Here is a 22561-nt window from a genome sequence, read left to right as displayed (position 1 = left end):
CGCTCGCCCGCGCTTCCCGACTGCTCTCCCGGTTGTGCCGAAGGGCTGTGCCTCGAACCCGTGCGTCAGCAATTTCTCCTCCTCTGCCGCTGCGGCCAGTCGCGGCGCCTGCCCCATTGCGACGGCAGCCACAACCTGCCAGTCGCTGGCCTGCGGGCGCGCTGGCAGCGTTTCATCAGGGGTGATTAAGGTCGGCGGGCTTATGGCCAATTGCTCTAAGCGGAAAATGGATGATCTGCCATTCCGGCGCTCCAATACACAGATGTGAACTGGGCCACGGGTGCTGAATAAGGCAAAATGCCATTACCGCTGTGGCGAGGTGATCCTGAGGTCCGGGGTTACCGTATGGGTCGATGCATTTTGGAGAACTTGATGTACAAGCTGTGTTTCTACGTCCCGGAAAACCATCTGGATCAGGTCAAACAGGCTGTTCTCGCGGCAGGCGCCGGGCGCATCGGCAACTACGACAGCTGCTGTTGGCAGGTCCTGGGCCAGGGCCAGTACCGGCCGTTGGCGGGTAGCGAGCCTTTCCTCGGCCAGCAGGGGCAGGTGCATCAGGTAGCCGAATGGAAAGTTGAGCTGGTGGTGGCCGACGAGCTGTTGCACGAGTCGGTCAAGGCGATGAAGAAGGCCCACCCCTATGAGACGCCGGCCTTCGAGGTCTGGCGTTTGTCCGACCTGCAGTTCTGAGAGGTTGTGAAAAAACTCTCGCCTACTGCGACCGCCTCTGCAGTGGCGCCCTGCGCGCCGACCGATTACCTCGAGTAAGCCACGCTCCGTAGGGTCATCACTCGCCGCGGCTGCACCGTGATTCATCTGCGCCGCGCAAAAGCTGGCGGATTGTCGCTGCGCGCCGAACGGATCGCCGCCCGGACTGCCTACGACTCGTCTCAACGCCTTGGCGCAGAATCTCAGGCAGCCGGGCGACTAAATGCATCGGCCACTGGTTGGGCGTTTCACACCGCGACGTTCAGGCGCACCTCGATGTTGCCGCGAGTGGCGTTGGAGTACGGGCAGACCTGGTGGGCGGCGGCGACCAGTTCTTCGGCGGCGGCCTGTTCGAGGCCCGGCAAGCTGACGTCGAGTTCTACTTCCAGGCCGAAACCACCCGGGATCTGGCCGATGCCGACTTTGCCGGTGATCGAGGTGTCTGCCGGCAGGGCGAGTTTCTTCTGCCCGGCGACGAATTTCAGCGCACCGATGAAGCAGGCCGAGTAGCCGGCTGCGAACAGCTGTTCCGGGTTGGTCGCTGCGCCGCCCTGGCCGCCCAGTTCGCGCGGGGTGGCCAGTTTCACGTCGAGGATAGCGTCGGAGGAAACGGCGCGGCCGTCACGGCCTCCGGTAGCGGTGGCGGTAGCGGTGTAGAGGGCCTTGATGGGTTGCATGGAGTGTCTCCGGATTAAGTTTGTTGACTAAATATTTGCGCGCTAAGTAAGTGCGCGGCCTGAAATTTAGTGCGCTTAAGTTTAGTTCGCAAGGTAAATTCAAGATTAAATGGTTATAAATATTCGTATGTTTTGGAATAAGCCAGGCCGGGCGTGGGTTTCAGGCGGGTGGCGGCGGCTGATCGGGGCAGGGGAAGGGCGCTCGACCGGCGCGCGGGTGCGCCGGTGAGTGGGTCAGATCGACTGTTGTAGCTTGTCGCGCAGGGCCAGCACTTCCTTCTTGAGCGCCATCAGTTCGGCCGTGCTGCGCCCGCTGGCCTCGACTATGCAGGCGGGGAAGCGCTCGGCCTGCTGCTGCAGGGCGCGGCCTCGTTCGGTCAGGTACAGCTCGACCACGCGCTCGTCGACACTGCTACGGGTGCGCTTGAGCAGGCCCTCGGCCTCCAGGCGCTTGAGCAGTGGCGTCAGCGAGCCGGGGTCGGTCAGTAGGCGGGCACTGATCTCGCCGACGGTGATGCCGTCGCGTTCCCACAGCACCAGCATGGCCAGGTACTGCGGGTAGGTCAGGCCGATGCTCTGCAGCAGCGGCTTGTACGCCTTGGTCATCAGCAGGGAGGTTGAATGCAGGGCGAAGCACAGCTGGTTGTCCAGCAATAGCGCGGCGCAGGTTTGCGGCTGTGTCATGGGGCGATCCCGCAATCAGGTAATTAGCGCAATAAGTTATCGCGCAAGATTGGCGTGTGCAAATCTTTGCCGGCGAGACGCGTGAAGGCGGGCGGGCAGGTGAGTGACGGCAAGCCATGTTCTGGCAAGAGAAGGGCTTGCGGCCTTCAGGGCCTGATCTCGATCAGGGTACCGTCCTTGACCAGCTTCCAGATCTCGCGCATGTCGTCGTTTTTCAGGGCGATGCAGCCTTCGGTCCAGTCCAGGGTGTGGAAGAACCACTCCGGGTATTCCTCATCCAGCGGCGTGCCGTGAATCATGATCATGCCGCCCGGGGACACGCCTTGCTCGCGGGCGTGGGACTGGTCGCGGGCATTGGGGTAGGAGATGTGCATGGACAGCTGGTATTTCTCGCTGGTCTTGCGCCAGTCGATCCAATAGAAACCTTCCGGCGTGCGCAGGTCGCCCTCGCGCCGTTTGGCGCCGCTAGGCTGCTTGCCGAGGGACACCCGGTAGGATTTGAGCGTATCGCCGCGGCTGATCAGGTGCAGTCGGCGTTCCGACTTGACCACCAGCACCTTGTCGATCGACGGGGTGTCCGGCAGGGGCGCGGCAGTGGCGTGCGCATTAGCGCTAAGGGACAAGCAGAGCAGAATGAACAACCAGCGCATCGGAGCGGTATCCCAGGGATCAATGAACTTTATTGTAGTGCGCGCGCAAGGCTTCCAGCGGCTCGTTGCGTACCGGGTAAACCTGCTGCTGCCGGTCAGCGAAGTAGCATTCTAGGGTACGTCCGACCGTCGGGAAAGCCAGCTCGGACCAGGGGATCTCGGACTCCTCGAACAATTTCACCTCGAGGCTCTCGGCGCCGACGGCAAAGTTCAGGTCGACCAGTTCGGCACGGAAGAACAGGTACACCTGGTTGATATGCGGCAGGTCGAACAGGGTATAGAGGCTGAGGTCGCGTACCCGGGCGCAGGCTTCCTCATGGGTCTCGCGTGCGGCGGCCTGCTCCAGGGTCTCACCGTTCTCCATGAAGCCGGCCGGCAGGGTCCAGAAACCGCGGCGCGGTTCTATGGCGCGACGGCACAACAAGACGCGCTGCCCCCACACCGGCAGGCAGCCAGCGACTATGCGCGGGTTCTGGTAATGAATGGTGTGGCAGTGCTCGCACACATGGCGCAAGCGGTTGTCGCCCTCGGGAATTCTCAGGGTTACCGGGCTGCCGCACTGGCTGCAGAACTTCATGGCGAATCCTCTTCGTTGCCCCTATCTTGGCGCGCGAGGGTGCTGGGCGGCAAGCGCGATCGAGCGTTGCCTCGCCCGCCTGAATGATCGCCGCAAGCATTGCGGGGCTTGGGCCGAGGGTGGCTTTCGTGCAATCATCGAAACAATAATAAAGACCGAGAATCTCCATGCTGGACGAACTGCTCAGGCGCGTGCGTGGCCATAACCCGCGTCTTCTGGAGACCGACCACAACTTCCCCGAGGCGGCGGTGCTGGTTCCGCTCACCCGCAACGATCAGCCGGAAGTGGTGCTGACCCTGCGCGCCAGTGGTCTGTCCACTCACGGCGGCGAGGTGGCTTTTCCCGGCGGTCGACGGGATCCGGAAGATGCCGATCTGATTCGTACCGCGCTGCGTGAGGCCGAAGAGGAAATCGGTCTGGCGCCGGGGCTGGTCGAGGTGGTCGGGCCGCTCAGTACCCTGGTTTCGCGTCATGGCATTCAGGTCACGCCCTACGTCGGGCTGGTGCCGGATTACGTCGAATACCAGGCCAACGATGACGAAATCGCCTCGGTGTTCTCCGTGCCCCTGGCATTCTTTCGCGACGATCCGCGCGAGATGACCCATCGTATCGACTACCTCGGGCAGAGCTGGTACGTGCCGAGCTACCGTTATGGCGAATACAAGATCTGGGGCCTGACTGCGATCATGCTGGTGGAGTTGGTCAACCTGGTCTATGACGCGGACATCGAGCTGCACCAGCCACCCGAGCATTTCATCACGCTGCGCTAATCGCGCGAGCGCGCAGATCAATCGCGAGACGAGGGTCAATCAATGAAATATCGCCTGGGGCAATCCAGCGTCGACGTCCACCCCGAGAGCTGGGTGGCGCCGAACGCCACGCTGGTCGGCAAGGTCAAGCTGGAGCAGGGTGCCAGCGTCTGGTTCGGCGCGGTGTTGCGCGGCGACAACGAACTGATCCATATCGGCGAGCAGAGCAACGTGCAGGACGGCACTGTGATGCACACCGACATGGGCTCTCCGCTGACGGTCGGCAAGGGCGTGACCATCGGCCATAACGCCATGCTGCATGGCTGTACGGTCGGCGATTACAGCCTGATCGGCATCAATGCGGTGGTGCTCAATGGCGCGAAAATCGGCAAGTACTGCATCATCGGCGCCAACACCCTGATCGGCGAAGGCAAGGAAATTCCCGACGGTTCGCTGGTGGTCGGTTCGCCGGGCAAGGTGGTGCGCGAGCTGAGCGAGGCGCAGAAGAACATGCTCGAGGCCAGCGCTGCGCACTATGTGCATAACGCCCAGCGATATGCCCGCGACCTGGCCGAGCAGGCCGACTGATGGAGCACGAACGCCCTGTTGCCTCGCCCTGCGTGCAGGTCTGTGCGCTGGACGATGACGACATCTGTATCGGCTGCCAGCGTAACGTTGCCGAAATCACCCGCTGGAGTCGCATGGACAACGCCGAGCGCCGCCAGGTGCTGCTGCTCTGTCATGCACGGGCGCAAGCCCAGGGCGTGCTGCTCTGATTTCCGGCGTTTGTCAGGCTCTGTCCCGGGTGCGTGTTGTAGGGGGGCTGTTGTTGGCGCTGAAGGGGATTTGCACATGCCGGCGCAACTCGCCCGGAGGATGGTGCGGCCCGGCCTAGGCGGCCCCACCCATCCTGCGGTCTTGATTCTTGAATACCCCGTTTGCTGCGCGACCGCTCCTGCGCGGCGAACACCTGGCTGCGCCGGTATCGGCGCATAATTGAGGCACGGCGTTTTTATCTCCCCTGATTAAGTCTGTAGGAACCCTTATGCCCAGTATTGGAACCCCGTTATCGCCGAGTGCGATCCGTGTCTTGCTTTGTGGCTCTGGAGAGCTGGGCAAGGAGGTGGTGATCGAGCTGCAGCGTCTCGGCGTCGAGGTGATCGCCGTGGATCGCTACGCCCATGCTCCGGCGATGCAGGTGGCGCACCGCTGCCATGTGCTCGATATGCTCGATGGCGCGGCGTTGCGTGCGGTGATCGAACTGGAGCAGCCGCATTACATCGTGCCCGAGATCGAGGCGATCGCCACGGCGACGCTGGTCGAGCTGGAGAGCGAAGGTTTTACTGTGATCCCCAGCGCGCGTGCCGCCCAGTTGACCATGAACCGCGAGGGCATTCGCCGCCTGGCGGCCGAAGAGCTGGGTTTGCCGACGTCGCCTTACCAGTTCGCCGACTCGCTCGAGGCGTGCCGGGCGGCGGTGCAGCAGATCGGCTTTCCCTGTCTGATCAAGCCGATCATGAGCTCTTCCGGCAAAGGCCAGTCGCTGCTGAAAACTGTCGATGACCTGCAGGCGGCCTGGGAGTATGCCCAGGCGGGTGGCCGCGCCGGCAAGGGGCGGGTCATCGTCGAGGGGTTTGTCGATTTCGACTACGAAATTGCCCTGCTGACGGTGCGGCATGCCGGCGGCACCAGCTTCTGTGCGCCGGTCGGTCATCGTCAGGTCAAGGGCGACTACCAGGAGTCCTGGCAGCCGCAGCCGATGAGCGCGAAGGCCCAGGCCGAAGCCGAACGCATTGCCCTGGCCGTCACGGACTCGCTGGGCGGTCGCGGTCTGTTTGGCGTCGAATTGTTCGTCAAGGGCGATCGGGTCTGGTTCTGCGAGGTCTCGCCGCGGCCCCATGACACCGGCCTGGTCACCCTGATTTCCCAGGATTTGTCCGAGTTCGCCCTGCATGCGCGGGCCATTCTCGGCCTGCCGATTCCGCTTATTCGTCAGCTCGGCCCCTCCGCTTCGGCGGTTGTGCTGGTGCAGGGCGAATCGCAGCAGGTCAGTTTCGCCAATCTCGGCGCGGCGCTGGCCGAACCGGACACCACTCTGCGCTTGTTCGGCAAGCCCGAAGTCAGCGGTCAGCGGCGCATGGGGGTGGCCTTGGCGCGCGATGAGTCGCTGCCGGCGGCGCGGGACAAGGCTGCTCGTGTGGCGCAGGCGGTCAGCGTCGAGCTGTGAACCCTCTGCGCGCCTATGCCTGGTGGCTGGCTGTGCTGGCGCTGTCGCCAGTGCTGGTGCCACAGGCCATGCGCACGCGCAGGCAGGCGCTCAGGCTGCCGCCCGCCGAGGGGCCGCGGCGCGGGCTGGCCGGGGCTGACCTGGCTGGCGAGCCATTGCGCTTGCTGGTGCTGGGTGAGTCCACGGTGGTCGGTGTTGGCGTGAGCTGTCTGCGAGCGGCGCTGGTGGGGCAGTTGGCCGAGGCATTGGCCGTTCGGTACGCCAGACCGGTGGCCTGGCGGGCCTGCGGTGAGAATGGCATCACCGCCGCGCAGGCCTGTGAGCGGTTGTTGCCGCAGGTACTGGACGAGCCGTTCGATCTGGCGCTGTTGGTCTTCGGCGTCAACGACACCACCCACCTCACTTCGCTACGGCGCTGGTGCGTCTCGCTCGGCAGCATGGCCGAAGTCCTGGCGGCGCGCGGTGTGCGGGTGACATTCAGCGCCGTGCCGCCGTTGCAGCATCTCGGCGCCTTGCCCTGGTTGTTGCGGCAGCTGCTCGGCATGCGGGCCGCCTTGCTGGATGCCCGCTTGCGCCAACTCGCCGGGCGCCTCGGGGTCGGGCATCATCCGCTGAGCCTGGTGTTTTCCGCGGATTACCTGGCGCTCGACGGCTACCACCCATCGAGCCTCGGTTATCGGGTCTGGGCCGAGGAGCTGGCGAATAGTGGCCTGTTTGGTCGGTTCGATTAGTCTGAGGCCGCGGGCTATGCCTGGCCGCAGGAGCGCCTGCTAATCTGTCGCTGTTTCGCTCGGTGCCGTGGCGCTGGTCTGCCAGACTCGTACGCTTTTCACCCGGTTCTCCGACGACTGCAGGATTTCCAGGCGGTAAGGGCCGATCTTCAGGCATACGGCGCTGTCGGGAATGCTTTCCAGGGCTTCGGTGATCAGGCCGTTGAGGGTCTTGGGGCCGTCGCAGGGCAGGTGCCAGCCGAGCGTCTTGTTCACTTCGCGGATGTAGGCGGCGCCATCGATGACCTGGGTGCCATCTTCCTGCGGGTGAATGTCCGGGCTGCGCAGGGTGTCCTGATTGCTGAAGTCGCCGACGATTTCTTCGAGGATGTCTTCCAGGGTCACGATGCCGATCACGTCGCCGTATTCGTCGACGACTATGCCGATCCGGCGTTTCTGTTTCTGGAAGTTGATCAGCTGGGTCGACAGCGGGGTGTTCTCCGGCACGAAATAGGGCTCGTTGCAGGCGGCGAGCAGGTCTTCCTTGGTCAGCTGGTTGTGACTCATCAGCCGCGCGATCTGGCGCATGTGCACGATGCCTTCGATCTGGTTGATGTCCTGGCGAAACACCGGCAGGCGCGTGTGGGTGGTGGTGGCGAGCAGGTTGATGATGGTTTCGATGTCGTCTTCCAGGTCGATGCCGGTGACTTCGTTGCGCGGGATCATGATGTCGTCGACCGTGACATTCTCCAGGTCGAGGATGCCGAGCAGCATGTTCTGGCGGTTCTTCGGCAGTTCATGGCCGGACTCTCGTACCACGCTGCGCAGCTCCTCTGTGGTCAGGCTGTCGCTGCTTTTGCTGGCCGGGTCGACACCCAGCAGCCTGAGCAGGCCGTTGCTGATCCAGCCGAGCAGAATGACCAGGGGGTAGAACAGCTTGAGCAGTATCAGCAGCGGCAGGCTGAACGGGTAGGCGACTCTTTCCGGGTGTAGGGCGGCCAGGGTTTTCGGGGTGATTTCGCCGAAAATCAGCAGCGCCAGGGTCAGGCCTATGGTGGCGATCGCGATCCCGGCTTCGCCCCAGAGCTGGATGGCCAGCACGGTGGCGATGGCCGAGGCGAGGATGTTGACGAAGTTGTTGCCGATCAGAATGGTGCCGAGCAGGCGGTCCGGGCGGCTGAGCAGGTCGCTGACCCGCTTGGCGCCGCGGTGTCCTTCTTTGGCCCGATGGCGCAGGCGGTAGCGATTGAGGCTGAGGATGCCGGTTTCCGAGCTCGAGAAGAACGCCGAGCAGACGAGCAGGAAGATCAGCAGGCCAAGCAGGAAGCCAGGGTGAGCGTTGTCCACGGAAATGGCCTAGATATGCAGAATGAATTCGCGAACCAGCTTGCTGCCGAAGTACGCCAGCATCAGCAGGCAGAAACCGGCCAGGGTCCAGCGGATCGCCTTGTGCCCGCGCCAGCCGAGCTGATGCCGGCCCCAGAGCAGTACGGCGAAGACCACCCAGGCGAAGCTGGAGAGGATGGTCTTGTGCACCAAGTGCTGGGCCAGCAGGTCATCGATGAAGAGCGCGCCGGACAGCAGTGACAGCGATAGCAGGATCCAGCCGGCCCAGAGAAAGCCGAACAGCAGGCTTTCCATGGTCTGCAGGGGGGGGAAGTTCTTGATCAGTCCAGACGGGTGCTTGTGCTTGAGCTGATGATCCTGCAGCAAGAGCAGCAGCGCCTGGAACACGGCGATGGTGAGCATGCCGTAGGCCATGATCGACAGCAGGATGTGGGCGAGGATGCCCGGCGCCTCGTCGATCGGCTGCAGGGTGCCGGCCGGCATGAACTGCGCCAGCAATACCGTCAGGCCGCCCAGCGGGAATAGCAGCAGCAACAGGTTCTCCACCGGGATGCGGATGCAGGCGAGCAGGGTCAGGGCGATCACGGCATAGGCGATCAGGCTGGCGGCATTGAAGAAGTCGAGCGACAGGCCGGATGCCTGGCTCATCTGCAAGAACAGGCTGGCGCCATGGAAGAGCAGGGCGAGCACGCCGAGCAGCGCCAGCAGGCGTTTGTCGGGCATGCTGCGCTGGCTGAGGCGCAGACCTTGGTAGAAGGTGGCGCCTATATAAAGGCCGGCAGCAGCGAGGCTGGGAAGCAGAGGGAGCATAAATCCTTGTTAGGCGAGCCCGAAAGGCGCTGAGTGTGGCATACAACGAGCATTTCACGAAAGACCGCTGGCAGTGTCGGCGGCTGGGAGTCTCCGATATAATCGCCGGTCTGTTGCAAGCCCACCCTCGGCTCTATCGGGCCCGAAAGGAACGTGCATGTTCGAAAATCTTACCGACCGCCTCTCGCAGACGCTGCGCAATGTCACTGGCAAGGCCAGGCTGACCGAAGACAATATCAAGGACACCCTGCGCGAAGTGCGCATGGCGTTGCTCGAAGCCGACGTCGCGTTGCCGGTGGTCAAGGACTTCGTCAACAAGGTCAAGGATCGTGCGGTCGGTACCGAAGTGTCGAAAAGCCTGACGCCGGGTCAGGCCTTCGTGAAGGTCGTGCGCGCCGAGCTGGAAGAGCTGATGGGCGCGGCCAACGAAGACCTGGTGCTGAGCGTCACGCCGCCGGCCGTGGTGTTGATGGCGGGTCTGCAGGGTGCGGGTAAAACCACCACGGTCGGCAAGCTGGCGCGCTTTCTCAAGGAGCGCAAGAAGAAGACCGTGCTGGTGGTGTCGGCCGACGTCTACCGCCCGGCGGCGATCAAGCAGCTGGAAACCCTGGCTGGCGATATTGGTGTGACCTTCTTTCCGTCCGATATCAGCCAGAAGCCGGTGGCGATCGCCGAGGCGGCGATCAAGGAAGCCAAGCTCAAGTTCATCGATGTGGTGATCGTCGATACCGCCGGTCGTCTGGCCATCGACGCCGAGATGATGGCGGAGATCCAGGCCCTGCACGCCGCGATCAAGCCGGTCGAGACCCTGTTCGTGGTCGACGCCATGACCGGTCAGGATGCCGCCAACACCGCCAAGGCCTTCGGCGATGCCTTGCCGCTGACCGGCGTGGTGCTGACCAAGGTCGATGGTGATGCGCGCGGCGGGGCGGCCTTGTCGGTGCGCCATGTCACCGGCAAGCCGATCAAGTTCATCGGCATGGGCGAGAAGAGCGACGCGCTGGAGCCGTTCCACCCCGAGCGGATCGCCTCGCGCATCCTCGGCATGGGCGATGTGCTCAGCCTGATCGAGCAGGCCGAGCAGACCCTCGATCGCGAGAAAGCCGACAAGCTGACCAAGAAGCTGAAGAAGGGCAAGGGCTTCGACCTCGAAGACTTCCGCGACCAGCTGCAGCAGATGAAGAACATGGGCGGCCTTGGCGGCCTGATGGACAAGTTGCCGCAGATGGGTGGCGTCAACCTGGCGCAGATGGGCAATGCCCAGGGCGCGGCCGAGAAGCAGTTCAAGCAGATGGAGGCCATCATCAATTCGATGACCCCGGGCGAGCGCCGCGATCCCGAGATCATCAGTGGTTCGCGCAAGCGCCGCATCGCCATGGGCTCCGGGACCCAGGTGCAGGACATCGGTCGCCTGATCAAGCAGCACAAGCAGATGCAGAAGATGATGAAGAAATTCACGGCCAAGGGCGGCATGGCCAAGATGATGCGCGGCATGGGCGGGATGATGCCGGGCGGGATGCCGAAGATGTAGGTTGCCAGCGGCAAGCCTAAAGCTTTAAGCGGCAAGCCAAGGCTTTGAGCTTGCCGCTTATGGCTTAACGCTTGCAGCTGCCCTTTTGCAAAGCCTTTTCCGTCTCTCGGAAAAAGGCTTTGCAAAAGTAGCGATAATCCTTAGAATATGCGGCCTTTCGGGCCTAGTGCCCTATGCATGCATTTTCTAGTTTGCAGCACCGACTACAGGAAAGAAGTTCAATGGTAACCATCCGTCTTGCCCGTGGCGGCTCCAAAAAGCGCCCGTTCTACCACCTCACCGTGACCAACAGCCGCAACCCGCGCGATGGTCGTTTCGTTGAGCGTATCGGTTTCTTCAACCCGGTTGCTTCGGGTGCCGAAATCAAGCTGTCCATCGACCAAGAGCGCGCCACTTACTGGCTCGGTCAGGGCGCACAGCCGTCTGAGCGTGTTGCTCAGCTGCTCAAGGAAGCTGCTAAGGCTGCTGCCTAAGCAACCTTATGAGCATGACGCCAGCTCCCGTCGAGGACTTAGTGGTCCTTGGCAAGATTGTCTCGGTGCATGGCATAAAAGGCGAGGTGAAGGTGTTTTCCTTTACTGATCCTTTGACCAACGTGCTCGATTACCCTCGCTGGACGCTCAGGCGTGACAACGAGGTGAAGCAAGTCGAAGTGGCCAGTGGACGCCTGCAGGGCAAGGTCCTGGTAGCAAGGCTCAAGGGTCTCGATGACCGCGAGGTAGCACGTACCTTTGCCGGTTTCGAAATTTGTGTGCCGCGCAGCCAGCTGCCTGATCTGAGTGAAGGCGAGTTCTACTGGTATCAGTTGGAAGGTCTCAAGGTCATCGATCAGGCAGGGCAATTGCTCGGCAAGATCGACCATTTGTTCGAGACTGGCGCCAACGATGTGATTGTGGTCAAACCCTGTACCGACAGTCTGGATGATCGTGAACGCCTGTTGCCCTATACGGAGCAATGCGTGTTGTCGATTGACCTTGGTGTTGGCGAGATGCGGGTCGACTGGGATGCGGACTTCTAAGCCTGATGCCAAATCTGCGCGTTGAAGTCATTACGCTGTTCCCGGAAATGTTTACCGCAATCAGCGATTACGGCATCACCAGCCGTGCGGTGAAACAGGGCTTGCTGCAATTGACCTGTTGGAACCCGCGGAGCTACACCACGGACCGTCATCACACAGTCGATGATCGGCCCTTCGGTGGCGGCCCGGGCATGGTGATGAAGATCAAGCCGCTTGAGGATGCCTTGCTCGATGCCAGGCAGGCCGCAGGTGTAAAGGCGAAGGTGATCTACCTTTCGCCGCAGGGTCGTCAGCTGACGCAGTCAGCCGTACGCGAACTGGCGAACGAGGAAGCGTTGATCCTCATTGCCGGACGCTACGAAGGCGTCGATGAGCGTTTCATTGAAGCGCATGTCGATGAAGAATGGTCGATCGGGGATTACGTCCTGTCTGGCGGTGAGCTGCCGGCCATGGTGCTGATCGATGCGGTAACGCGCCTTTTGCCTGGTGCATTGGGTCATGCTGGTTCGGCCGAGGAGGACTCCTTTACGGATGGCCTGCTCGACTGCCCGCATTACACTCGTCCGGAGGTGTATGCGGATCAACGTGTTCCTGAGGTGCTGCTTGGCGGCAACCATGAACACATCCGGCGCTGGCGTTTGCAGCAGTCCCTCGGTCGGACCTGGGAACGCCGTGTCGATCTTCTGGATAGCCGCTCGCTTTCTGGAGAAGAGAAAAAGCTGCTGGAGGAATACATCCGCCAGCGGGACGATAGTTAATGTATCGATGACCGGCCAGACGGCTGGTCTTAGGAGCGCAGCATGACCAACAAGATCATTCAGCAAATCGAAGCTGAGCAGATGGGCAAAGTAGTCCCTCCCTTCGCCCCGGGCGACACCATCATCGTTCAGGTGCGCGTGAAGGAAGGCGACCGTCAGCGTCTGCAGGCGTTCGAAGGCGTGGTAATCGCCAAGCGTAACCGTGGTCTGAACAGTGCGTTCACTGTTCGCAAGATCTCCAACGGCGTTGGTGTAGAGCGTACTTTCCAGACCTACAGCCCGCTGGTCGACAGCCTGGCCGTCAAGCGTCGCGGTGACGTACGCAAAGCCAAGCTGTACTACCTGCGTGACCTGTCCGGTAAGGCAGCACGTATCAAGGAAAAACTGGGCTAAGCCTCAGCTTCCTTACAAAAAGCAGCCTTCGGGCTGCTTTTTGCGTTTCGGGGCGGGTAACGCACTGCGTTGTCGGGCGCGATCTGGCGCGAGGCGCAGGGTTGTGCCGCATTGCATGCGGTATCCCTGGCGGGCACTGATGGTGCTGTGGAAAACTAGCGCTGCCCACTCGCAAATGGCTCTGTCGATGCCCGCAATTGACCATCCGCTGATTGACCGCTTTCTCGACGCCCTGTGGCTGGAGAAGGGCTTGTCCGTGCACACCCGTTCGGCTTATCGCAGCGATCTGGCCTTGTTCAACGGCTGGCTGCAGGCGCGCGATCTGGAGTTGGCCGGCGCCGGCCGCGAGCTTATTCTCGATCATCTGGCCTGGCGCTTGAATGAAGGCTACAAGGCGCGTTCGACGGCGCGGCTGATCTCGGGGTTGCGCGGTTTTTATCGATTTCTGTTGCGTGAAGGGGTGATTGGCGCCGATCCGACTTTGCAGGTCGATTTGCCGCAGCTCGGCAGGTCGTTGCCCAAGTCCCTCTCGGAGGCGGATGTCGAGGCGCTGCTGGCGGCGCCGGAACTGGATGATCCGATCGGTCTGCGCGACCGAGCCATGCTCGAGGTGCTCTATGCCTGCGGCTTGCGGGTCAGCGAGTTGATCGGCCTGACCCTGGAGCAGGTCAATCTGCGCCAGGGCGTATTGCGTGTGTTCGGCAAGGGCAGCAAGGAGCGCCTGGTGCCGCTGGGCGAGGAGGCGATCCTGTGGATCGAGCGCTACAGTAAAGAGGCGCGGCCGTTACTGCTGGGCGGCAAGCCCAGCGACGTATTGTTTCCCAGCCTGCGTGGCGAGCAAATGACCCGGCAGACCTTCTGGCATCGGATCAAGCTGCAAGCCAGAGTCGCCGGTATCGCCAAGAGCCTGTCGCCGCACACCTTGCGTCATGCCTTCGCGACTCATTTGCTCAATCATGGTGCCGATCTGCGGGTGGTGCAGATGCTGTTGGGGCACAGCGATCTGTCGACCACACAGATCTACACCCATATCGCTCGGGCGCGCCTGCAAGAGTTGCATGCTCAGCATCACCCGCGGGGCTGAGGTGGCCGTCCGACCCGCTGTGGTCTGCCTTTGCGGGCATCTATGGTAGTCTGTTGCAACCTTTGTTTGTCCGACGCTCGTTAGGAGTATCCATGCGCGTGACCCGCATTTTCGCAGCCGTGGCCCTCGGCCTGGCCAGCAGCCTGAGCCTGGCCGCCGATCCCGATCAGGTGATCCGCAAGAGCCTGCAGACGATCCAGCCAGATCTGCCAATCGAAGCGATTGCCGAGAGCCAGATGCCCGGTCTGTACCAGATTCAGCTCAAGGGCGGCCGGCAATTGTATGCCAGTGGCGATGGTCAGTTCCTCCTGCAGGGCTATCTGTTCCAGATCAAGGACGGCAAGGCGATCAACCTGACCGAAGAGCATGAGATCAAGGAGATTGCCAAGGAGATCAACGGCATTCCGGCCAAGGAAATGGTGATCTTCGCGGCGGAGCAGGCCAAGACCCACATTACCGTGTTCACCGACACCGATTGCGGTTACTGCCAGAAACTGCACAGCGAAGTCCCGGAACTCAATCGCCTGGGCGTCGAGGTGCGCTACGTGGCCTTCCCGCGTCAGGGTTTGCAGAGCCCGGCGTATAAGGAACTGGTCAGTGTCTGGTGCGCCGAGGATCCCAACGCCGCGATGGATCTGGCCAAGTCGCGACAAGAAGTACCGGCCGCTCAGTGCGACAATCCGGTGGCCAAGCAATACGCCCTGGGGCAGATGATCGGGGTCAGTGGCACGCCGGCGATCGTCTTGGCCAACGGCAAGCTGATACCCGGTTACCAGCCTGCACCGCAACTGGCCAAGCTCGCGCTCGAAGCCAAGTGATTGCGGGCTAGCAGTCTGCCGGGACTTTGGTTTTCACGGCAGGACAGTCCCAGGCCTGACAGACTGCTAAGGCCGATTGACTAATAAACAGCCGCTTCGTAAGGTGCGGCTCTTTTCTATTTTCTGCGGCCGGAGCTTGCTCCGGCCGTTTTATGCGGTGCAGATGGGGAGTTCAGTGTGAAACCGGTCAAAGTAGGCATCTGTGGGCTAGGTACCGTCGGTGGCGGTACCTTCAACGTGCTCAAGCGCAATGCCGAGGAAATCGCGCGGCGTGCTGGGCGTGACATCGAGGTGGCGCAGATTGCGCTGCGTTCGCAGAACCCACAGTGCGACATTACCGGTACCCCCATTACCAGCGATGTCTTCGAGCTGGTCGACAACCCCGAGATCGATATCGTCATCGAACTGATCGGCGGTTACACCCTGGCACGCGAGTTGGTGCTCAGGGCCATCGACAATGGCAAGCACGTGGTCACCGCGAACAAGGCGCTGATCGCCGTGCATGGCAATGAAATCTTCGCCCGGGCGCGCGAGAAGGGCGTGATAGTGGCGTTCGAGGCGGCGGTGGCCGGTGGCATTCCGGTGATCAAGGCGATTCGCGAGGGCCTGGCCGCCAACCGCATCAACTGGCTGGCTGGGATCATCAACGGTACCGGCAACTTCATTCTCAGCGAAATGCGCGAGAAGGGCCGTGCCTTCGCCGACGTGCTCGCGGAAGCCCAGGCCCTGGGGTATGCCGAGGCCGACCCGACCTTCGACGTCGAAGGCATCGATGCGGCGCACAAGCTGACCATCCTCGCCTCCATCGCCTTCGGCATTCCGCTGCAGTTCGACAAGGCCTACACCGAAGGCATCAGCAAGCTGACCACCGCTGACGTGGGCTACGCCGAGGCCCTGGGCTATCGGATCAAGCACCTCGGCGTCGCGCGGCGCACCGAGGCCGGCATCGAGTTGCGCGTGCACCCGACATTGATCCCGGCCGATCGCCTGATCGCCAACGTCAATGGCGTGATGAACGCGGTGATGGTCAATGGCGACGCAGCGGGGTCGAGCCTGTATTACGGCGCGGGTGCCGGCATGGAGCCGACCGCTTCCTCGGTCATCGCCGATCTGGTCGACGTGGTCCGCGCCTTGACCACCGATCCGACCAATCGTGTGCCGCACCTGGCCTTCCAGCCGGATTCGCTGTCCGATCACCCGATTCTGCCGATCAGCGCCTGCGAGAGCGCCTACTACCTGCGCATTCAGGCCAAGGATCATCCGGGCGTGCTGGCCCAGGTGGCGAGCATCCTGTCGCAGCGCGGCATCAACATCGAGTCGATCATGCAGAAGGAAGTCGAAGAACACGACGGCCTGGTGCCGATGATCCTGGTCACCCACCGGGTGGTCGAGGCGCGCATCGACGAAGCCCTGGCCGCCCTCGAGGCGCTGGACGATGTCGTCGGCAAAGTCATGCGGATCCGCGTGGAACAGCTTAATTAACCAACAGTTGCAAGCCGCAAGCCGCAAGCTGCAAGTAGGGCCGTCCGACTTGTAGCTTGACGCTTGGGGCTTTGGGCTCAAACCGAAGGTTTGCACACATGCGCTATATCAGTACTCGCGGCCAGGCACCGGCCCTGAATTTCGAAGACGTGCTGCTGACTGGCCTGGCCAGTGATGGCGGTCTTTACGTGCCGGAGAACCTGCCACGCTTCACCCAGGAAGAAATTGCCTCCTGGGCCGGCCTGCCCTATCACGAGCTGGCGTTCCGGGTGATGCGCCCGTTCGTCGCCGGCAGTATTCCGGATGCCGACTTCAAGAAGATTCTCGAAGAGACCTACGCGGTATTCGCCCACGGCGCGGTGGCGCCGTTGCGTCAGCTGAACGGTAACGAGTGGGTGCTCGAGCTGTTCCACGGCCCGACCCTGGCGTTCAAGGACTTCGCCCTGCAGTTGCTCGGCCGTCTGCTCGACTATGTGCTGGCCAAGCGCAACGAGCGCGTGGTGATCATGGGGGCCACCTCGGGTGACACCGGTTCGGCCGCCATCGAAGGCTGCAAGGCCTGCGACAATGTCGACATCTTCATCCTCCATCCGCACAACCGGGTGTCCGAGGTGCAGCGCCGGCAGATGACCACCATCCTCGGCGAGAACATCCACAACATCGCCATCGAAGGCAACTTCGACGACTGCCAGGAGATGGTCAAGGACAGTTTCGCCGATCAGGGCTTCCTCAAGGGTACGCGCCTGGTGGCGGTGAACTCGATCAACTGGGCGCGGATCATGGCCCAGATCGTCTACTACTTCCACGCGGCCCTGCAGCTCGGCGGCCCGGCGCGTTCCATCGCGTTCTCGGTGCCGACCGGCAACTTCGGCGACATCTTCGCCGGCTACCTGGCGCGTAACATGGGCCTGCCGATCAGCCAGCTGATCGTCGCGACCAACCGCAACGACATCCTCCATCGCTTCATGAGCGGCAATCGCTACGACAAGGGCGATCTCTACCCGACGCTGTCGCCGTCCATGGACATCATGGTCTCGTCCAACTTCGAGCGCCTGCTGTTCGACCTGCACGGGCGCAACGGCGCGGCTGTCGCCAACCTGATGGACAACTTCAAGCAGGGTGGCGGCTTCAGCGTCGAAGAAGACCGCTGGACCGAGGCGCGCAAGCTGTTCGACTCGCTGGCGGTCGACGACCAGGCGACCTGCGAAACCATCGCCGAAGTGTTCGCCGAGTGTGGCGAGCTGCTCGACCCGCACACCGCCATCGGCGTGCGTGCCGCGCGCGAATGCCGGCGCAGCCTGGCCACGCCCATGGTCATCCTGGGAACCGCACACCCGGTGAAGTTCCCCGAGGCGGTGGAGAAGGCCGGTATCGGCCTGGCCCCGGCATTGCCGCCGCACCTGGCCGACCTGTTCGAGCGCGAAGAACGCTGCACGGTGCTGGCCAACGACCTGAAAACGGTACAAGGCTTCGTCAGCCAGCACGGCAACCGCGGCAAGCCGCTGTAACGCCCCGCACGCAAGCCCTGCAACCCGGTGTCGCCTCTGGCGGCCCCGGGTTTTTCTTTTGTCGCTGCACCAATCAGCCGTTGCGCGCACCGTAGGTACGAGGGCTCCTCATGGGAGGAGGTGCTCGGTCTTCGACGCCGCACTATCGCGCAGCAAACTGGGTGCGCGGAGATCCCTCTTGTAGGAGTGGCTTTAGCCGCGAAGCTTTTGTTGTGCGTCGAAGAATTCGCGGCTAAAGCGGAACGCCGCCCCGGCCGCTCCTACAGGAGATCGACACCCCATGCAGCAGGCAGCAGGCCTGGCTGCTGCCGGCCTGCAGGCGCCGCTATAGCCAGCTAGGCTTTGGGGGAGTGAGTCGGGCTCAAGAGAGTGCGAGGCGGGTCATGAGCGAATTCCCGAAGGAAATGCCGCACGAGGTCATCCGGGCGCTCGAGCGTGGGCGCAAGATCGAGGCGATCGAGCTGCTGCGCGACAACCAGGGGCTCAGCCTCAGGGAGGCCAAGGAGGCGGTCGAGTGCTATGTGCTGGAGCATCCCCAGCTGCGCCGGCCCAGAAACACGCTGGGTGGCCATGGCCTGTGGTTCTGGCTGACGCTGATCCTGCTGCTGGGACTGCTGATACTGTTCAGCGGGAGGCTCTCGGCCGGCGGCGAGGACATGCCCCTGCTGTCTGCCGGCTCGCGCGTCGCTGACTGCGGCTTCAGCCGACCAGCACCAGGTAGACCAGTGCCATTATCAGGATAAGGCCCAGCCAGATCAGCGCATTCAGCTTGCTTTTGATCACTACGCCGGGGCCGCGATCCGGAACCGGCGGATTTTCCTCCAGGTAGCGGTTGACCTGTTCTTCGGCTTCTTGTGCGCTTATCCCATGGCGTACCTGCAGCAGTTCGATGGCCTCCTTGCGCTTGCTCTGGCGCAGAGCCAGCAGCACGTCATCGGGGAGTGAAGGTTCATCGGCAAGCATGGCTCTGCTCCTGGCCGCGTTCAGATGGCGCCGTTGCGGCGCAGTTCGGCAATCGTCTCCTGTTGATAGCCTAGCGCACTGAGGATCTGCTCGGTGTGTTCGCCCAGTTGCGGGCCGGTCCACTCGACGCCGCCCGGGGTGTCCGACAGCTTGGGCACTATGCCGGGCATCTTGAACGGCTTGCCATCCGGCAGCTTGGCCGATAGCAGCATCTCGCGGGCCAGGTACTGCGGGTCGCCGAACATGTCCTCGGCGCTGAAGATGCGGCTGGCCGGCACTTCGGCCCGACTCAATGCATCGAGCACCTGCTCCAGCGGCAGCGAGCCGACCCAGCGATCGATCACCCCGTACAGCTCGTCGCGGCGCGCGTCGCGGCCATCGTTGCTGGCCAGGCTCGGGTCTTCGGCCAGGTCCGGGCGCTCGATGGCCAGCATGAAGCGCCTGAAGATCGCATCGCCGTTGGCGCCGATCTGGATGTGCTTGCCGTCGCGGCTGGTATGGATCGAGGAGGGCGTGATGCCGGGCATGATATTGCCGCTGCGCTCGCGGATGAAGCCAAATACGTCGAACTCCGGCACCATGCTTTCCATCATGGCGAAGATCGCCTCGTACAGCGCCACGTCGACCACCTGGCCCTGGCCGCCATTGACCTCGCGGTGGCGCAGCGCCATCAGTGCGCCTATCACCCCCCACAGGGCGGCAATCGAGTCGCCGATGGAAATTCCGGTGCGCACCGGCGGGCGGTCCTCGAAGCCGGTGATATAGCGCAGCCCGCCCATGGCTTCACCCACCGCGCCGAAGCCCGGCTGGTCCTTCATCGGTCCCGTCTGGCCGAAGCCGGACAGGCGCACCATGACCAGCTTGGGGTTGAGTTCGTGCAGTACCTCCCAGCCCAGGCCGAGCTTTTCCAATACCCCGGGGCGGAAGTTCTCGATCAGGATATCGGCGTCGCTCAGCAGTTGCTTCAGCACCTGCAGCCCTTGCGGATGCTTGAGGTTGAGGGTGATCGACTGCTTGTTGCGCGCCTGCACGAACCACCACAAGGATGTGCCCTCGTACAGCTTGCGCCACTTGCGCAGCGGGTCGCCGCCGTCCGGGGATTCGACCTTGATCACCTCGGCGCCGAATTCGGCGCAGATGCGCGCGGCGAAGGGCCCGGCGATCAGGCTGCCGAGTTCTATCACTTTAAGGCCGGCGAGGGGTTTGTTGGCTGTGGTCATCGAGAGGGTCCGTGGCTGCGTGCGGGTCAAGCCTATTCGATTACGGGGTGTGGCGTCATGGCTCGAGGTGATGGGACGGAGCGTAGGGCGGCTTCGGAGCGAAGCGACAACCCGCCGGATTGCATGCCGCACCGGTAATCGACGGTGCACTGCTGCGGCGAGTGACCCTACGGAGTGTGGATGGCTCGAGGTAGTTGGTTGGAGCGTAGGGTGTTTGGCGACCGTCGCAGCAGGCAAGCGGTTTTTTCACAGCCTTTCAGGCCGGACCCGCTCAATCGAGCCGCTTCCCGGCACTGACGCGAGGTTTCCGCTGAGCTGCCGCAGGTTGGCTGCGGCTATGGCTTGGCGCTGGCTCGCCGCCGGTTCTGCGCTTCGAGTCTGATCTGGCTGAGGGACAGCCTGGGCGTGAGCGCCTCGGGGTCGAGGCGGATTTCGATCAGGGACGGCTTGTCGGCGCTGGCGCAACGCTCGAACGCCGGGCCGAAGGCTGCGGTGGATTCGACCGTTTCCCCGTGGAGCCCGTAGGTGCGCGCCAGGGCCGCGAAATCGGGATTGTGCAGATCGGTGCCGCTGACCCGCCCGGGATAGTTGCGCTCCTGGTGCATGCGAATCGTGCCGTACATCCCGTTGTTGACCACGATGAAGATGACGTTGGCCGCGTAGTTCGCCGCGGTGGCTATCTCCTGTCCGTTCATCAGGAAACACCCGTCGCCGGAGAACGCGACCACCATGCGCTCGGGGTAGGTGAGCTTTGCCGCCACACCCGCCGGAACGCCGTAGCCCATCGAGCCGTTGGTTGGACCTAGCTGGGTACGGAACTGCCGGTACTGATAGAACCGCTGCAGCCAAATACAGTAGTTTCCTGCGCCATTGGTGAGGATGGCATCGGCCGGCAGTTTGTCTTGCAGCCAGGTCATGATCTCAGCCATTTGCACTGCGCCGGGGGAGGCTTCGCACTTGAGGTTCTCCCGGTAGTTGCCATTGAGCGTCTTGGTCCAGTTGGCGTAGCGGTTGCCATCGTTCTCCGGGAGCTCGGCGGCGAGCGCCGCAAAGGCGCTCATGCTGCTGTTGATGCCGAGCGTCGGTTGGTAAACCCGCCCCAGTTCTTCGATGCCCGGGTGAATGTGCACCAGCGCCTGCTTGGGAACCGGTATTTCCAGGCTGGTGTAGCCGCCGCTGGAGACCTCGCCCAGGCGCGAACCCGCCACGATGAGCAGGTCGGAATCCCTGACGGCCTGAACCAGCTTGGGCCCGGCGGCGAATCCCAGCTCCCCGGCGTAGTTGGGGAACCTGTTGTCGAACAGATCCTGACAGCGGAAGGACGCGGCCACGGGCAGGCCGTGGCGTTCCGCGAAATGCCGAATATCCTCCACGGCTCGAGCATTCCAGCCGCCGCCACCGACGATCAGCAGGGGCCGCTCGGCTCGCTGCAGCAGCTGGCGAAGTGCGTGCATGTCCGCTACGCCGGCATGCGCCTCGACGACGCGTGCCGGCCCGGCATCCGCCACCTCCACCAGGTCAGTGAGCATGTCTTCGGGGAGTGCGACCACCACGGGTCCGGGGCGACCGTTCAGGGCGCGGTGAAACGCCTGGCTGACAAGCTCCGGAATTCGCCGGGCGTCATCGATCTGCACGACCCACTTGGCCAGTGGCGCAAACATCGTGCGGAAGTCGATCTCTTGAAACGCTTCGCGCTCCATCTGGTCGCGGGCAACCTGGCCGATGAACAGGATCATCGGCGTGGAGTCCTGCAGCGCCGTGTGTACGCCGATCGAAGCATTGCAGGCCCCCGGTCCGCGGGTAACGAAGCAAATGCCCGCCTTGCCGGTCAGCTTTCCGTAGGCTTCGGCCATATAGGCCGCACCACCCTCCTGCCGACACACCACCAGGTCGATCTCATCCTGCACATCGTACAGCGCATCGAGGACCGCCAAATAGCTTTCACCAGGCACGCAGAATGCGCGCTCGACACCGTTGATGCGCAAGGCGTCGACCAGTACCTGGCCTCCATTTCGACTGTTTACCGGCTGGTTCATGGGTGACTCCTCGAGTAAAGACAGCGGGCTAATGGCACGGTCGGTGCGCGACTCGCCGTACGGTGTTTTTCCGGGCTTGTTCGAACCCGACAAGTCTCCGCTCAGACCAGCGCTGGCAGGTCAAGGGTTGCGCAGCAGTCGAGTATGGAGCGTCGCTGGGTGTCGGCGTAAAGCTCGAGCTCGTTCAGCACCGAAGCCCCCAGGGCCGAATGGAAGTCAGCCTGGTTTGAGGTGATTGGGTAAGCTGCTTGGGCGTTGTCGCCGAGATTGGATTGGAAGATGCCCGCCGCACTCACCGGCAGGAAGTCTTCGTAAACCAGCGGTTCGAAGTGCACCTGGCCTGCAGCGATCAGCTCGTCCAGAGTCCGTGGCCGGGCCTCATCGCTGCTTTCCGCAAGGCCTCTCTCGGTGACGAAGTAGCGGAAGTAGGCGAGGTTCTGCTGGCGCATCTGCTCATGGCTGTCCGGGAACTCGGCGAAGTGCCTTTCGAGCAGTTCGCCGTAGCGCGCGGCGTTGTGTTCACTGGGGAACTCTTTCAGCTCTGCCCGGGTGGCGCTCAGCAGCTGGTCGTACAGCGCCCGGCCTTTGGCTGTCAGGGCTGCGCCACGTTG

At 62.8% G+C, this 22561-nt stretch carries 27 protein-coding genes; 17 read left to right on the top strand and 10 right to left on the bottom strand.

Annotated elements, in window-relative coordinates; translation table 11 throughout:
- The coding region (locus ABZE94_RS10485) for a CDGSH iron-sulfur domain-containing protein (protein ID WP_372875466.1) at positions 1 to 189 on the top strand (189 nt) is incomplete at its 5' end.
- A gap of 183 nt (positions 190 to 372) precedes the next feature.
- Complete coding sequence (locus ABZE94_RS10480) at positions 373 to 690, top strand: NGG1p interacting factor NIF3 (RefSeq protein ID WP_372875465.1); 318 nt, start codon at positions 373 to 375, stop codon at positions 688 to 690.
- Between the two features lie 266 nt (positions 691 to 956).
- On the opposite strand, the gene ABZE94_RS10475 is transcribed toward ABZE94_RS10480, so the two are convergent.
- From ABZE94_RS10475 to ABZE94_RS10460, 4 genes are all read right to left on the bottom strand, one after another.
- Positions 957 to 1385: an organic hydroperoxide resistance protein gene (locus ABZE94_RS10475; RefSeq protein ID WP_372875464.1), complete on the bottom strand. Its 429-nt coding sequence runs from the start codon at positions 1383 to 1385 to the stop codon at positions 957 to 959.
- A gap of 234 nt (positions 1386 to 1619) precedes the next feature.
- Complete coding sequence (locus tag ABZE94_RS10470) at positions 1620 to 2069, bottom strand: MarR family winged helix-turn-helix transcriptional regulator (RefSeq protein WP_372875463.1); 450 nt, start codon at positions 2067 to 2069, stop codon at positions 1620 to 1622.
- A gap of 146 nt (positions 2070 to 2215) precedes the next feature.
- Positions 2216 to 2719 (bottom strand): murein L,D-transpeptidase family protein, encoded by a 504-nt coding sequence (locus ABZE94_RS10465; protein ID WP_372875462.1) that lies wholly within the window; start codon positions 2717 to 2719, stop codon positions 2216 to 2218.
- A gap of 19 nt (positions 2720 to 2738) precedes the next feature.
- Positions 2739 to 3296 (bottom strand): NUDIX hydrolase, encoded by a 558-nt coding sequence (locus tag ABZE94_RS10460; RefSeq protein WP_372875461.1) that lies wholly within the window; start codon positions 3294 to 3296, stop codon positions 2739 to 2741.
- 167 nt (positions 3297 to 3463) lie between these two features.
- On the opposite strand from ABZE94_RS10460, the gene ABZE94_RS10455 reads away from it, so the two are divergent.
- The 5 genes from ABZE94_RS10455 to ABZE94_RS10435 all read left to right on the top strand — a co-directional run bounded on the left by ABZE94_RS10455 (position 3464) and on the right by ABZE94_RS10435 (position 7003).
- The gene (locus ABZE94_RS10455; RefSeq protein ID WP_372875460.1) at positions 3464 to 4066 is read left to right on the top strand and encodes a CoA pyrophosphatase; all 603 of its coding nucleotides are present in this window, start codon (positions 3464 to 3466) and stop codon (positions 4064 to 4066) included.
- A gap of 42 nt (positions 4067 to 4108) precedes the next feature.
- The gene (locus ABZE94_RS10450; protein ID WP_372875459.1) at positions 4109 to 4633 is read left to right on the top strand and encodes a gamma carbonic anhydrase family protein; all 525 of its coding nucleotides are present in this window, start codon (positions 4109 to 4111) and stop codon (positions 4631 to 4633) included.
- A complete protein-coding gene (locus ABZE94_RS10445) occupies positions 4633 to 4821 on the top strand; it encodes a DUF1289 domain-containing protein (RefSeq protein WP_372875458.1) in 189 nt (62 codons plus the stop codon). Before ABZE94_RS10450 ends, ABZE94_RS10445 begins: the two co-directional genes overlap by 1 nt.
- 269 nt (positions 4822 to 5090) lie before the next feature.
- Complete coding sequence (purT, locus tag ABZE94_RS10440; RefSeq protein ID WP_372875457.1) at positions 5091 to 6272, top strand: formate-dependent phosphoribosylglycinamide formyltransferase; 1182 nt, start codon at positions 5091 to 5093, stop codon at positions 6270 to 6272.
- The gene (locus ABZE94_RS10435) at positions 6269 to 7003 is read left to right on the top strand and encodes an SGNH/GDSL hydrolase family protein (protein ID WP_372875456.1); all 735 of its coding nucleotides are present in this window, start codon (positions 6269 to 6271) and stop codon (positions 7001 to 7003) included. Before purT ends, ABZE94_RS10435 begins: the two co-directional genes overlap by 4 nt.
- 39 nt (positions 7004 to 7042) lie before the next feature.
- On the opposite strand, the gene ABZE94_RS10430 is transcribed toward ABZE94_RS10435, so the two are convergent.
- Together ABZE94_RS10430 and ABZE94_RS10425 are read right to left on the bottom strand one after the other, a co-directional pair.
- Positions 7043 to 8329 (bottom strand): HlyC/CorC family transporter, encoded by a 1287-nt coding sequence (locus tag ABZE94_RS10430; protein WP_372875455.1) that lies wholly within the window; start codon positions 8327 to 8329, stop codon positions 7043 to 7045.
- Between the two features lie 9 nt (positions 8330 to 8338).
- The gene (locus ABZE94_RS10425) at positions 8339 to 9139 is read right to left on the bottom strand and encodes an inner membrane protein YpjD (RefSeq protein ID WP_372875454.1); all 801 of its coding nucleotides are present in this window, start codon (positions 9137 to 9139) and stop codon (positions 8339 to 8341) included.
- A gap of 157 nt (positions 9140 to 9296) precedes the next feature.
- Here ABZE94_RS10425 and ffh point away from each other — a divergent pair, with 157 nt between their 5' ends.
- The 10 genes from ffh to ABZE94_RS10375 all read left to right on the top strand — a co-directional run bounded on the left by ffh (position 9297) and on the right by ABZE94_RS10375 (position 18474).
- The gene (ffh, locus tag ABZE94_RS10420) at positions 9297 to 10670 is read left to right on the top strand and encodes a signal recognition particle protein (RefSeq protein WP_372875453.1); all 1374 of its coding nucleotides are present in this window, start codon (positions 9297 to 9299) and stop codon (positions 10668 to 10670) included.
- A gap of 221 nt (positions 10671 to 10891) precedes the next feature.
- A complete protein-coding gene (gene rpsP / locus ABZE94_RS10415) occupies positions 10892 to 11143 on the top strand; it encodes a 30S ribosomal protein S16 (protein ID WP_079202959.1) in 252 nt (83 codons plus the stop codon).
- A gap of 8 nt (positions 11144 to 11151) precedes the next feature.
- Complete coding sequence (rimM, locus tag ABZE94_RS10410; protein ID WP_372875452.1) at positions 11152 to 11688, top strand: ribosome maturation factor RimM; 537 nt, start codon at positions 11152 to 11154, stop codon at positions 11686 to 11688.
- Between the two features lie 5 nt (positions 11689 to 11693).
- A complete protein-coding gene (gene trmD / locus ABZE94_RS10405; RefSeq protein WP_372875451.1) occupies positions 11694 to 12446 on the top strand; it encodes a tRNA (guanosine(37)-N1)-methyltransferase TrmD in 753 nt (250 codons plus the stop codon).
- A 42-nt stretch (positions 12447 to 12488) separates the two neighbouring features.
- A complete protein-coding gene (rplS, locus tag ABZE94_RS10400) occupies positions 12489 to 12839 on the top strand; it encodes a 50S ribosomal protein L19 (protein WP_318949355.1) in 351 nt (116 codons plus the stop codon).
- Between the two features lie 187 nt (positions 12840 to 13026).
- Positions 13027 to 13923: a site-specific tyrosine recombinase XerD gene (gene xerD / locus ABZE94_RS10395; protein ID WP_372875450.1), complete on the top strand. Its 897-nt coding sequence runs from the start codon at positions 13027 to 13029 to the stop codon at positions 13921 to 13923.
- A gap of 92 nt (positions 13924 to 14015) precedes the next feature.
- A complete protein-coding gene (locus ABZE94_RS10390; RefSeq protein WP_372875449.1) occupies positions 14016 to 14741 on the top strand; it encodes a thioredoxin fold domain-containing protein in 726 nt (241 codons plus the stop codon).
- A gap of 177 nt (positions 14742 to 14918) precedes the next feature.
- A complete protein-coding gene (locus ABZE94_RS10385; protein ID WP_372875448.1) occupies positions 14919 to 16223 on the top strand; it encodes a homoserine dehydrogenase in 1305 nt (434 codons plus the stop codon).
- Positions 16224 to 16321: 98 nt separating this feature from the next.
- Positions 16322 to 17731, top strand: a complete 1410-nt coding sequence (gene thrC, locus ABZE94_RS10380; protein ID WP_372875447.1) for a threonine synthase — start codon at positions 16322 to 16324, stop codon at positions 17729 to 17731.
- Positions 17732 to 18114: 383 nt separating this feature from the next.
- Entirely contained in the window at positions 18115 to 18474 is a 360-nt protein-coding gene (locus tag ABZE94_RS10375) for a hypothetical protein (protein WP_372875446.1), read from the top strand.
- Here ABZE94_RS10375 and ABZE94_RS10370 read toward each other — a convergent pair.
- From ABZE94_RS10370 to ABZE94_RS10355, 4 genes are all read right to left on the bottom strand, one after another.
- Positions 18431 to 18694 carry a hypothetical protein gene (locus tag ABZE94_RS10370; RefSeq protein ID WP_372875445.1) on the bottom strand — a complete coding sequence of 88 codons (264 nt, stop codon included), beginning with the start codon at positions 18692 to 18694 and terminating at the stop codon, positions 18431 to 18433. The genes ABZE94_RS10375 and ABZE94_RS10370 overlap by 44 nt on opposite strands.
- Positions 18695 to 18714: 20 nt before the next feature.
- Positions 18715 to 19914, bottom strand: coding sequence for a CaiB/BaiF CoA transferase family protein (locus tag ABZE94_RS10365; protein ID WP_372875444.1), 1200 nt, complete (start codon positions 19912 to 19914; stop codon positions 18715 to 18717).
- Positions 19915 to 20249: 335 nt separating this feature from the next.
- Positions 20250 to 21950 (bottom strand): thiamine pyrophosphate-binding protein, encoded by a 1701-nt coding sequence (locus ABZE94_RS10360; protein WP_372875443.1) that lies wholly within the window; start codon positions 21948 to 21950, stop codon positions 20250 to 20252.
- 101 nt (positions 21951 to 22051) lie between these two features.
- Positions 22052 to 22561, bottom strand: a 510-nt coding sequence (locus ABZE94_RS10355; protein WP_372875442.1) for a VOC family protein, incomplete at its 5' end; no start/stop codon positions are given.

Origin of the sequence: Pseudomonas sp. (assembly GCF_041601375.1) — a bacterium.
Lineage (GTDB): Bacteria > Pseudomonadota > Gammaproteobacteria > Pseudomonadales > Pseudomonadaceae > Aquipseudomonas.
Note: the sequence above shows the minus strand (reverse complement) of the source record. Positions and strands in the feature narration are given on the sequence as shown.